This window comes from Chroococcidiopsis sp. CCNUC1 (genome assembly GCF_023546805.1).
Taxonomy (GTDB): domain Bacteria; phylum Cyanobacteriota; class Cyanobacteriia; order Cyanobacteriales; family Chroococcidiopsidaceae; genus Chroococcidiopsis; species Chroococcidiopsis thermalis.
In genome coordinates this window covers 3,630,718-3,642,851 of the sequence record NZ_CP097480.1, presented here as the reverse complement: position 1 = coordinate 3,642,851, position 12,134 = coordinate 3,630,718, and the positions used below count along the sequence as shown (strand labels likewise).

At 46.0% G+C, this 12,134-nt stretch carries 6 protein-coding genes; 4 read left to right on the top strand and 2 right to left on the bottom strand.

The window, feature by feature from the left end; translation table 11 throughout:
* Positions 1–615: 615 nt before the first annotated feature.
* The gene (locus M5J74_RS16960; protein ID WP_015155257.1) at positions 616–864 is read left to right on the top strand and encodes a helix-turn-helix transcriptional regulator; all 249 of its coding nucleotides are present in this window, start codon (positions 616–618) and stop codon (positions 862–864) included.
* Positions 865–1,850: 986 nt separating this feature from the next.
* Here M5J74_RS16960 and M5J74_RS16955 read toward each other — a convergent pair.
* Together M5J74_RS16955 and M5J74_RS16950 are read right to left on the bottom strand one after the other, a co-directional pair.
* Positions 1,851–3,074, bottom strand: a complete 1,224-nt coding sequence (locus M5J74_RS16955) for a ParB/RepB/Spo0J family partition protein (RefSeq protein WP_015155256.1) — start codon at positions 3,072–3,074, stop codon at positions 1,851–1,853.
* A gap of 615 nt (positions 3,075–3,689) precedes the next feature.
* Positions 3,690–4,721: a fatty acid desaturase gene (locus tag M5J74_RS16950; protein WP_015155255.1), complete on the bottom strand. Its 1,032-nt coding sequence runs from the start codon at positions 4,719–4,721 to the stop codon at positions 3,690–3,692.
* Between the two features lie 498 nt (positions 4,722–5,219).
* On the opposite strand from M5J74_RS16950, the gene M5J74_RS16945 reads away from it, so the two are divergent.
* The 3 genes from M5J74_RS16945 to M5J74_RS16935 all read left to right on the top strand — a co-directional run bounded on the left by M5J74_RS16945 (position 5,220) and on the right by M5J74_RS16935 (position 11,965).
* Positions 5,220–7,556: a response regulator gene (locus M5J74_RS16945; protein WP_015155254.1), complete on the top strand. Its 2,337-nt coding sequence runs from the start codon at positions 5,220–5,222 to the stop codon at positions 7,554–7,556.
* 73 nt (positions 7,557–7,629) lie between these two features.
* Positions 7,630–11,595 carry a PAS domain S-box protein gene (locus tag M5J74_RS16940; protein WP_250012563.1) on the top strand — a complete coding sequence of 1,322 codons (3,966 nt, stop codon included), beginning with the start codon at positions 7,630–7,632 and terminating at the stop codon, positions 11,593–11,595.
* Positions 11,582–11,965: a response regulator gene (locus M5J74_RS16935; RefSeq protein WP_015155252.1), complete on the top strand. Its 384-nt coding sequence runs from the start codon at positions 11,582–11,584 to the stop codon at positions 11,963–11,965. The genes M5J74_RS16940 and M5J74_RS16935 overlap by 14 nt, the downstream gene beginning before the upstream one ends.
* Positions 11,966–12,134: the final 169 nt, after the last annotated feature.

Genomic DNA, 12,134 nt, shown 5'->3' with positions numbered 1-12,134 from the left:
AGTTGCATGTGGATTTTATCGCCTTATATTAAATTAGTTTGTAATAGTACAATACTGACTATTATTATTAAACCATATCTATCTAAAGTATGAAACTGATTTGTAGTAGATGTGGTTATAAATATAAGTAATTTTAATCTGCAAACACAAGCATTTAGACATCGATCTTAACTTATTAAAGCATCAGAATAGCGCTCGGAGTTTTCAAAGATTTGCAGACAAAAATAACTGAGTTTTGTCAAAAAAAATAGATAAAAATTTTGTTAAATTTATAGACATAAATAAGTTTATTGCGGCAAAAAAAAGATTTAAAAGACATGATTTTTCTATTTTATTTCTACTCAAATTTGGTAAAATAAGTTGCAAGTAAAAGAGTGAGTGTTTCTTAATCACTCCTATATAGAGAATTTTTAACTAGCTTCAATTTTAAGAGTTCAAAACTTATATTTCATTGCCGATCGCCTAGTACTTGCAGATTGTGTTCTGCTGTATTCAGCGAAATTGAAGCTAGGCAAGTCCTACAAGCGGTCATTTCCTGCCGATCCCAAAAGGATTAACTAGTCATAAGCCAAGGCATAGTTAACAAAAAAGTTTGTAAATAACTCTAATAAAAACATGAACCTATCATCCATGCCACTCAAAAATCAAATAAAAGCATTTGTAGATAGTAAGGGAATAACCCGCTATCAATTTTGCAAAGCTACTGGTCTAAGCCAGAACACTGTATATCGGCTATATAAAGACCCTAATTATATTCCTGGTTCAGAAGCTTTGCTCAAGATCTGCGAGGCTTACAGCATCCAACCTGGAGTTTTGATTAAATATCTTCCTAAGGAGGACGACAGCAACCAAGAAGCTATATGATGGGGGCAGTTCTTTCAGATCGTAATCGTCTCTCAGTTTTGAGTAAATTGTGCTTTGGTCTAGCTAGCAAGCAGTAGCGAACAAAAGATAATGCTGCTGTTAGTTTTATAACTCCTATAATTGGTGAGTTTTTCTTTAGCAGATACTGCATGACCAAATCTCGTATTTAAATAACGATACTTGACTGTCTACTATCTTTTTTAGAAGACTTGTATAGAAAATTTCTACCAAGGAAAAATTCTTTTTTTTTACAAAAGGTAACTCTCCAGCTTGATAGATATTCAAAATTAGCAATGCTTAAAAAACCGAGCTTTCAAACATTGCTCTAAAATATTTAGATGCTGGACAGAAGACTTGATAACAAAGACTTTCTCAGGAGTTACTCGATAACTGAGTTGATAGCGAAAATAAATTCATAACTCCCTAACCTACCTCAAACTACTTTCAATAATTTGAACTCCCATAAACATTCTTAAGCTTCGCTTTTAGGTGCTACTAGCGAACAACATAGCTGAGTCAAAATCTCCTATTTTTTCTGAACAAGTAGTTGAAGCTAAGTTTTCTTGGCTTCAAAACTTAGCCAAAAATTTTAGAGCAGTGAGAGTTTTTAACTCAAAACCTTTCTTTCAGGTAAAAATTTACTGCCTAATCTTAGAGACGATAGTGAAGTATTAACTCAATAGTAAGTTAAGCTACCCGATAAGTTTCCTACCCATTAACTTTAAACCATCTTCTTTTTTACACTGAAATAAATTCACATTTGGTAATAATATACCAATCACCCACTTAAGCTATTGGTATTGTTAATCTAGCAGTATTCTCGCTCTATAGCTTTAAGGATTCTTCCCTGCTCTCAATCCTTGAAATCAATTCGAGGAGTCTTTTTGGTACGGGGCGATTGACTTGCGATCGTTATCGTCGCTCCCCTCAATAACTCAAATTTTATTAGTAATGAGCAACAATCCTGCTGCCAATAGATAATTCTGCTATAACTTGTTACCCAAAATTTGATGCAATTGAGCCAGAAGTTTTAACAATTGCCTTTGTTGCTTGGGAGTGCAGATACCTTGGCAATTGCTAGCGAGCGACTCCCGCACCTGCCGGGAAATAGTTTCTATTTGAGTTAATGTATCTATCTGGATGTCAAGTGCTTCTTGGAAGGGAGGCTCCTCGATATCTTGCTGACCTGATTGAGTAGAAATACTATTAGGTGCAAGACTGACTTGCTCGCCAGTTGATTGTTCTAATTGGGTTGCATGAATCAACGGCACGATTTGAACTATGCCTAACTCTGTTTCCAGCCTTAATGGCTCAGCAGCCCCAGTTTCGCTCGCAGGGCTCCAGGTCTGATTTTCAGTTGTATTAGCTTTTGTGTTGCGATCTTCACAGATTGCGCCATATGCCTCTAAGTCAGCCTCAAAATTGGTTTGAAAGCAACCGCTCTGATGATTGAATAAGTTTCTGCCTATTTGGTTTGGTGATTCGAGCTGCTGCAACTGGCGAATTTGGTTCTGAATTTGGCGCACGGATAAGTTTTGTTCCAACACCTGCCGCAGCAGAAGAGAACGTCGTTCGTCATCTTTAAGCCGAGAGAGAGCGAGCGCTTTGGTGTAATTAAGTGCTTGAGTTTGAATCGCCGCTTGCAAATCCAAAGGCAAATTGAGTAAAGGCAAGCGACATGTAACAAATGACTCCCAGCTCATCTTCCCCAGGGAACTAAACACGTCAATCACAATTGCAGTTGTAGTTGAGTCCAAAACGTTTTGGGCTGTTTGTCCTTTAGCCTCCTTTGCCATGCGCACGAGCAGCGAAACTATTGCCTCGCACCCCATCTGTAAACGGAGAGCTAGCAGGCGCACGATGCCGCGTGTCTCTTCGATGGCATCAAGGTTTTCACGTTGGAGGTTTTCGACTAAGGTTAGAGTAGCTGCTTCGAGATCGCCCAGTTCCCGTATGACTACAGGTACTGCATCCAACCCTGCTAGCATAGCGGCACGAAATCGCCGTTCCCCTGCAACTAGTTCGTATTTTACAGTTGCACTGGAAATCGGTCTGACGAGTAATGGATGCAGAATACCGTGTTGCAGAATTGATGAAGCGAGGTGATTTAAGGCTTCAAACTCAAAGTGATGCCGTGGTTGCTCCAGGTGGCTGAGCTGAATTTGTGCGATCGGCACTAGCTTGAATCGATTGGCTTCACCCTCTGCCATAACTACTTAAACCAACGAGCGAGACACAGGTTAAGTTAGATGAGTCTCAACTACTAGAAACTTGCTAGCTAGGTCGCTCAGAAATGCTTTGTTTCTTGGGCGATTACGCATTTCTAGCAGTTCTCCAAACATGACGATTTTTTAGCAGTTTGTTGATAAAAGAATCTTCCTGGATGTTTTTTTGAAGAATCTATTGATGTTAGAAGTATAACCCTAAATTTAGGTTGTTCCAACAACAATCGAATACTGCTGAAGAAAGATTTATCACATCCTACTTCCAGAGGAGCCAACAAACTTAGTATTACTAACAAACTCAGTATTCAACACGTTTTCTATTTTTAGTTTCAGACCGTCCGCTATAAAGCTTTAGGTAAAGGTTTAGAAGTCTCAGCCAAGCTGTCTGTCTAGTTATAGAGTTACTAATATACAGCCCTAGTGTGAAGCACTGGCACGGCACGAAGCTCGAATTCTCAACCGCGCACTAATATCGGGCAACGAGGGCTTTTTGTGTAGAAGCCCTCCTCGCATTGAGCTTCACCAAAAGTTGGCTCGAACCCACTCGTTAAAAAACTTGACACGAGTAGGAAAGTAAAATTTAATAATTGTTGAGTGCGATTAAAACTGTGAAAGCATCTGATGACGACCAGTGAAGCTGTTTAGGTTAGGCTCCCCAATTAGTAAAGCTCGCTTGCTTAGTTGTAAAGTTTCTTGCACGTATCCCGCACCAACAGTCATCGGCGGTAACTGATGCTGTTCTAGTATTGCTTGGATACGGTGAAAAGCTTCTGGCAAGCGATTGAATGGAATACTTGGAAAAGCATGATGGATGGAATGATAATTCAACCCCCCCATCAGCCATGCAACCAAGGGAATGGTCTGAAGGTTACGGCAGGCGTAAAGTTGGGTCAATTGGTGTCCGCTTGCTTTACCCCACTGTCCGTAGTGTTCTAAATGATCTCTTGCCTGACTCATCATGCCAACGACACGTTCGAGAACCAGCCAAAACAGCACGTATTCCAAAACTTTATTGTGCCAAATCGCAAATATGATACAAGTACTTTGCACTATAAGAATGCCAATGCCATCTAGCAGTAACATCCAAGGTAGAGAAGGCTTGTGCTGCCTCAATCGAAACGCATTCGCGCTCGTTTTGGCAATTAGCCCCACCCCAGCTAATCCGAATAGATCGATAACTAATTGATGGCGTATATACCACTGCATCCAAGGACTTGTTTGCTGGTACTCACTCAATGTCCATTGCACGCGCTCTGGGTCATCTAGATTAATTCCATTCCAAGCATGATGTAGTCGATGTAATTGAGCATAGGTTCCATGAGGCCACATCATAAAATAAGAGATCGAACGCGGTACTAGCTCGTCGAACCACGTCCAACCAGTCAGCGTATGATGCACTGCATCATGGGTGCAAATCAGCCAAAAAGTATAAAATATTCCCATCAGCATCGTATAGCCAAAGAACAGGATGCTGTGGTGGGACGACCAAGCAAGGGTAGCAAGGCTTAAGACCACCAACCCCAAGCTGATAAAACGCCATAATCCTAGCCAAGGATTGACTGTTTCAAGATCGGCAATCGTAGGTCGTAGATTTTGAGGAAGATTGTGAGAAAGCGCGTTATTGTTTTTCATATTCCACCTCTACTAATATAGAGATGAATTCAGGCGTTCTTAAAATTCATGCAGCCTGATATTGTTGATACTTTAACGATAGCGCCACCAGAGGCTAGACAGTTTTCTTTTTCAAGATCGGGCGACATAATTTAAAGAATCTCCGATGAGGTAATAATTTCGCCGCAATTAGAAATAGCCCTTTAGACTGTTATCAATCGAGGCGAGTAGCAGGGAGAGTTAAATAAAGTCACCAAATCCGGACAGGAAATCGTTAGTGCAAGTCGCTGGACTCTAATGCGCGATGCCACGCTGATTGTGAAGTAAACATTTCCCCCAATCAACAGGATCGGTTTACTTGACGATCGCTTGCCACAAGTAGTGTTTAGATTTACAACTCACTCTTAAAGTCTTGCCTAACGTAGGATAAGCTGAAATTGGTCGCAAATGTGCAGCCAGTTACTGTTTTGTTGACTTTGCTGCAGTTGATTTTGATAAATTTTGCGGTAATCAACCGCTATGAGAATCCTACTAGTTGAGGATGATGAACTGGTTGCCAAAGCTTTAGCTCAATTCCTTACCGATCGGCACTATGCTATCGATATCGCTACAGATGGTGAGGTAGGTTGGGAACTATTAGCAGCATATACGTACGACTTAATTCTACTAGATGTCATGTTGCCCAAGCTAGATGGCATTACCCTTTGTCGGCAGTTGCGACGCATTGGCGATCGCACCCCGATTATCTTAGTGACTGCTAAAGACAATGGCACTAGTAAAGTTATTGGTTTGGACGCAGGGGCAGATGATTATGTGACTAAGCCTGTTGACTTAGCAGAATTATCGGCTCGGATACGCGCTCTACTGCGACGAGGGGATTTTGCCGTACCTCCCGTATTGGAGTGGGGCGACCTACGCCTCGATCCGAGTATATGTAAAGTCAGCTACAGCAACCAGCCGATCGATTTGACTCCAAAAGAGTATGTACTACTAGAGCTTTTCCTCCGCAATCGCCATCGTGTTTTTAGTTGTGGAGTAATCCTCGATCGCTTATGGTCTTATGATGAAGAAACTCCAGGTGAGGATACGGTGAGATCTCACATCAAGGGGTTAAGGATGAAGCTGCGAGCGGCGGGAGTGCTAGACGATCCAATTGAGACAGTCTACGGCATTGGCTACCGCCTCAAATCGGTAGAACAGACAAAAACCAAGGAAAAAGCCAAAGTTGGGAAGAAAGCAGCTCGTCTTTCACCCCAACAAGAACAGCAGACGCTTACAGGGGTGGCAAGAGTTTGGGAACGAGTTAAAGAAAAGTTTATTGGGCGAGTCGTAACAATCGAGCAAGCGATCGCTTTACTGCCACAGCGATCGCTGGACGAGCAATTGCGTTCCTCAGCAGAGCAGGAGGCGCACAAGCTAGCAGGTTCGCTGGGAATGTACGGCTTTGCCTTGGGTTCTCGCCTCGCTCGGCAAATCGAAAACTTGCTGCAAGCTGGGGACTTGGTAACTCCAGAGCGATCGCGGCAACTGTCCGAACTCGTTGCGGCACTGCATCGAGAATTGCAACGCCCAACCGTTCAGAATCCAGAACTGCTATCGCAAGATGAATCTCCTTGGCTATTGATCGTAGAGCCAGACCGCTCATTGTCTGAAGGCTTAGTCATGGAGGCGGCTAGTCGGGGAATGCGCGGCGAAATCGCGACAGACCCAGTTGCCATTGAGGAGCAACTCAAAGCGCGATCGCGTCCTGATGCGGTGCTGCTGGACTTCTCGGCTGATACGGCTCAAGCAGGCGTAAAATTGCTAACAGAGCTGAATGCTTATACCCCACCTGTGCCAGCACTAATTCTCACAGACCGAGATAGCTTGCTCGATCGCGTTACAGTTGCTCGTTTGGGTGGACGCGGGTTTTTACACAAGTTTCTACCTCCAGCGCGAGTCCTCGATGCCGTGACGCAAATGTTGCAGCGCTGCCGTACTGCCGCAACGAGAATTATTGCTGTGGACGATGACCCGCAGGTATTGCAAGCCCTACACGTTTTACTAGAACCTTGGGGCATCAAAGTCTCGACCGTCAACAATCCCTTGCAGTTCTGGGACACTTTAGAAGCTGTAGCACCGGATCTACTCATTCTTGATGTAGAAATGCCGCAAATTAGTGGGATTGAGCTTTGCCAAGTTGCACGCAACGATCCGCGTTGGAGTGGACTACCAATTCTATTTCTGACCGCGCACGCGGATGCTGAAACGATGCAGCGCGTATTTGCTGCAGGTGCCGACGATTATGTTAGTAAACCAATAGTCGGACCGGAACTGGTCAGCCGCATCCTCAATCGGCTAGAGCGATCGCGCCTATTGCAGAATCTCGCTCAAACCGATGCTCTGACTAAAGTTGCCAATCGCCGCCAGTCAACCCAAGAGTTATCCCAACTGCTGCGCTTAGCCCAGTTGCACGACCGACCGCTATGCTTCGCTATTCTAGATTTAGATCGTCTCAAGCAGATCAACGACCGATACGGTCATGCAGTCGCAGATGAAGTGTTGTCCCGCTTGGGAGAGCAGCTGCGACGCACCTTTCAAAGTGAAGATGTTGTAGGTCGATGGGGTGGGGCAGAGTTCGTTGTTGGGATGTATGGGATGACGGCAAGCGATGGAGTGCGGCGGCTGCTTGAAGTCCTGCTTAACTTGCGTCGGCAGGATTTTACTCCCGATCGCGGACAATTGACCGCGACTTTTAGTGCTGGTGTCGTCCAGTATCCCCAAGACGGTTCCGACTTGCAAGCGTTATATCGAGCTGCGGGTATTGTATTACAGCAAGCTAAAGTCGCGGGAGGCGATCGCGTACTCAGCGGTTAGTTAAATATCTAGTTTACCCGTTGGGGCAAGCTAGGGGAGTAGGGGAAGTAAGGGAAGTAGGGAAAGAAACGTTATGAAAGCTCCATTGCCTAAAGATGAAGCAGCTAGACTAGAAGCCCTGCATCAATACCAAATTTTGGACACCGACCCAGAAGTAGCTTTTGACGACCTAACTCGATTAGCAGCACAGATCTGCAACACTCCTATTGCCCTAGTCAGCCTGATCGACGATTGCCGCCAGTGGTTCAAGTCAAAAGTGGGATTGCAGGCAAGAGAAACACTTCGCGATCTGGCGTTTTGTGGTTATGCCATTCTGCAACCCAGCGATGTTCTGATTGTCCCCGATACACTTGAAGACGAACGATTTGCCACTAATCCGCTAGTGACTGCTGTACCTCACATTCGGTTTTATGCTGGCGCTCCGCTCGTGACTCCTAAGGGATATCCATTGGGGATGCTCTGCGTTATCGATCGGCTACCACGGCAGTTAACTGAAGCACAGGTTGAGGCACTACGCATCCTGAGTCGTCAGGTCATGGCTCAACTGGAGTTGAGGCGGCATTTAGTAGAATCAGCGCGACTCAATACTCAATTGCAAGCTGAAATCAGCGATCGCCAGCGGATCGAAGCGGAACGACAGCCACTTTTGGCTCGCGAACAAGCAGCACGGACAGAGGCAGAAACAGCCCGCAATCGAGTGACAAGCATTCTAGAAAGTATCACCGATGCGTTTTTTGCTTTGGATGGCGAGTGGCGATTTACCTACTTGAACGATCGCGCAGAGCAACTCTTACAGCGATCGCGCGATCGCTTGCTAGGGCAAAGTATTTGGCAAGAGTTTCCTGAAGCCGTCAATTCTAATTTTTACCAAAAGTATTGCCAAGCAAGAGCGCAGCAGGTTAGTGTCGAATTTGAAGAGTTCTATCCGCCGCTTCAGACATGGTTTGCAGTCCATGCCTATCCTACTAAAGAAGGTTTGTCTATTTATTTCAATGACATTACAGCACGCAAATCGGCAGAGCAGAAGCTAAAACAGATTACATTGCTACAGCAGGCAATTTTAGAGAGCGCCAACTATACGATTATTTCTACCACTGTTGACGGTACGATTTGCACCTTCAACTCCACCGCCGAGCGCTGGTTGGGATATACTGCCTCCGAAGTTGTCAACAAAACCACACCCGCACTCATTCACGACTGGAACGAAATCGTCCAACGGGCGCAGGAATTATCGCAGGAGATGGGAGTACCGATTGAGCCTGGATTTGAGGTTTTTGTTGCCAAGGCACGGCGCGGAGAGCCAGACGAGTGCGAATGGTCTTACATCCGCAAGGACGGCAGCCGCTTTCCAGTGCTTCTATCAGTGACGCGCTTGGTAGATGCGGCAGGCAACATTACCGGATTTCTTGGCATTGGCAGCGACATCACAGAACGCAAGCGTTCGGAAAGAGAATTACAACGCCAGAATTTGCGCTTGCAACTGTTTGCTGAAGTCTCGCAGAAGATCCGTCAGTCTCTGCATTTAGAAGAAATTCTCCAAACTGCCGTTACAGAAGTGCAAAGAATTCTCCAAGTAGATCGAGTCCTGTGCTATCAGTTGCGCTCGGATGGCTCTGGCACAGTCGTGCAAGAAGCAGTAGTACCTGGCTGTATGCCAATTCTAGGACGGAACATTGTTGACCATTGCTTTCGAGAAGAGTATGTCCAATTGTACCGTCAGGGACGAATCAGCGCGATCGCTGACATCGAGCAGGCTGACATCCAACCTTGCCACGTCGAATTTTTGCGGCAGTTTAATGTCAAGGCAAACTTGGTAGTACCGATTTTACTACGGGAAGACCTTTGGGGTTTGTTAATTGCACACCATTGTACTGCCCCCCGACAGTGGGCTAGTTTTGAACTAGAACTGTTGCAACATCTAGCCAACCAAATCGGCATTGCGATCGCCCAAGCTCAACTTCTAGAACAAGAAGTCCGGCAACGTCAAGAACTACACGCCCTGAGTCGGGCGCTGGAAAGTGCAGTCGAGGGCATCTCGCGGCTAGACACGCAGGGACGTTATATCATGGTCAACCCAGCATACGCCAGCATGGTAGGCTACCAACCAGAAGAATTGGTTGGTATGCAGTGGCAGCTCACCGTCCACCCCGAAGACCGAGAAAAAATGCAGGCTGCTTACCAAAAGATGCTACTACAAGGCAAGGTAGAAGTTGAAGCTAGGGCAGTGCGTAAAGATGGCTCAGTCTTCGACAAGCAACTCGTCATGGTCAATGAATACGATCGCCAGCAGCAATTCATCGGTCATTACTGCTTTATGAAAGACATTAGCGATCGCCGAGAAATCGAACGGATCAAAGATGAGTTCGTCTCGGTGGTGAGCCACGAGCTGCGGACACCCCTAACTTCGATTCGCGGTGCTTTAGGTCTTTTAGCCAGCGGCGTACTGCACGTTAACCCTGAAAAGGCGCAACGCATGTTAGATATTGCCGTAAATAATACCGATCGGTTAATTCGCCTGATCAATGACATTTTGGATATCGAGCGCATCGAGTCAGGCAAAGTCGCCATGAACAAACAAGCTTGCGATGCTGCTTCCCTGATGAGCCAGGCGATCGAAGTCGTGCGACCCCTGGCAGAGAAGGCAGAAATCAGTTTATCCGTAACTCCAATCTCCGCTCAACTGTGGGGTGACCCCGATCGGATCGTTCAGGTCTTTACCAACTTACTCAGCAATGCGATTAAATTCTCACCCCCAGGATCTACTGTGTGGCTCAGCGCCGAATTAGGGAGTCGGGAATCAGAAGCAGAGGAGCAGAGGAGCAGGGAAGCAGGACAAGGAGACAAGGGGGACAAGGGGGACAAGGGGGACAAGGAGGACAAGGGGACAAGGGGACAAGTGGGACAAGGAGGACAAGGAAGCAGAGGAGCAGAGGAGCGATCCAAAATCCAAAATTTCCCGACTCCCGCTTCCCGGCTCGCGACTCCCTATATCACGTTCCAAGTAAAAGATATAGGACGAGGCATTCCAGAAGATAAGCTCGAAACCATCTTTGGACGCTTTCAGCAGGTGGATGCCTCTGACTCGCGAAAAAAAGGAGGGACTGGCTTGGGTTTAGCCATCTGTCGTAATATTGTGCAGCGTCATGGAGGGCGAATTTGGGTGACTAGCACTCTTGGCACAGGCAGCACTTTTTACTTCATCCTGCCCATCCTCCAGCCTACGCCACCCGCTGAATCAGAAATATCAACCGCTACCTCACTCCTCACCCCTTACTCTTCACCCCTCATTTTAGTCTGCGACGACGATCCCTCTGTCCGCACTGTAGTGCAAGCCATGCTCGAACAGGGAGGATACCGAGCGATAACAGTAGCTTCTGGGCAGGAAGCAGTCGTGGAGGCAGCCCAACAGCATCCTGACGCGATCCTCCTCAACTTAATGATGCCAGGGATGAACGGCTGGGAAACTCTAGCAGCGCTAAAAGCACAAGCGAAGACAAAAGACATTCCAGTTACGATCCTCAGCGGCTTACTGCCAGACGCATCACCTCATCCAGGGGTAAGCGATTGGATTGTTAAACCTCCAGATGAGCGATCGCTGTTCCAGGCTTTAAGTCGAGCCTTATGCGATCGCAACATCAAAGTTTTGATCGTAGAAGATGACACCGATCTCGCGCGAGTCCTGATTGCTATGTTTGAACGCTATGGCATTGAAACTTTTCATGCCCAAACAGGTACAGAAGCGATCCAACTGGGTCAAAAGATTATCCCTGACTTGCTGGTACTCGATCTGCTCGTGCCAGAAGGCGATGGGTTTGCCGTAGTAGACTGGCTGCGACAGCATAACCGTCTGTGCCAAGTGTCGCTCGTCGTCTACACTGCAAAAGATATCAGCGTTACCGACCGCGAGCGATTAAAGCTAGGACAAACTTTATTTCTTACTAAAGGACGAGTTAAACCAGAGGAATTTGAGCAACAGGTCATTAGCTTGCTTAACCGCATTATTCATCATCGGGAGAGAAATAGCAATGGTGGCAGCTAAGCGTATCCTCATTATTGATGACGAAGACGATATTCGAGAAGTAGCCCAACTTAGTTTAGAAGCAGTAGGTGGCTGGGAAGTTGCAACCGCCGCTTCGGGTATAGAAGGATTGGAGAAAGCAGCAGCCGAACAGCCTGATGCTATTCTCTTGGATGTGATGATGCCCGACATGGATGGCATTGCTACCTTTAAACAACTGCAAGCCAACCCAACAACTGGGCATATCCCAGTCATTTTACTTACGGCGAAAGTGCAATCTGCCGATCGGCAGCGCTTCGCTCAACTCGGCATGGCAGCAGCAATCGACAAACCTTTCGATCCAATGGAATTAGCCGATCGAGTGACAGAAATCTTAGGCTGGAATTGCTGAAAAAATCTTTTCCCTCTCCACGAGTTCTCCATTTTTTCACTCTAACTTCAAGATAGAGCTAACCGATCCTGACTTTCACTGAAGTTGAGTAGCTCAACCAGGTACAAAGATCGTTTCGCAGCTCTGAGTGACTGAAAATTTCAAACTCTAGTACAGTGCTTGTAGCTAG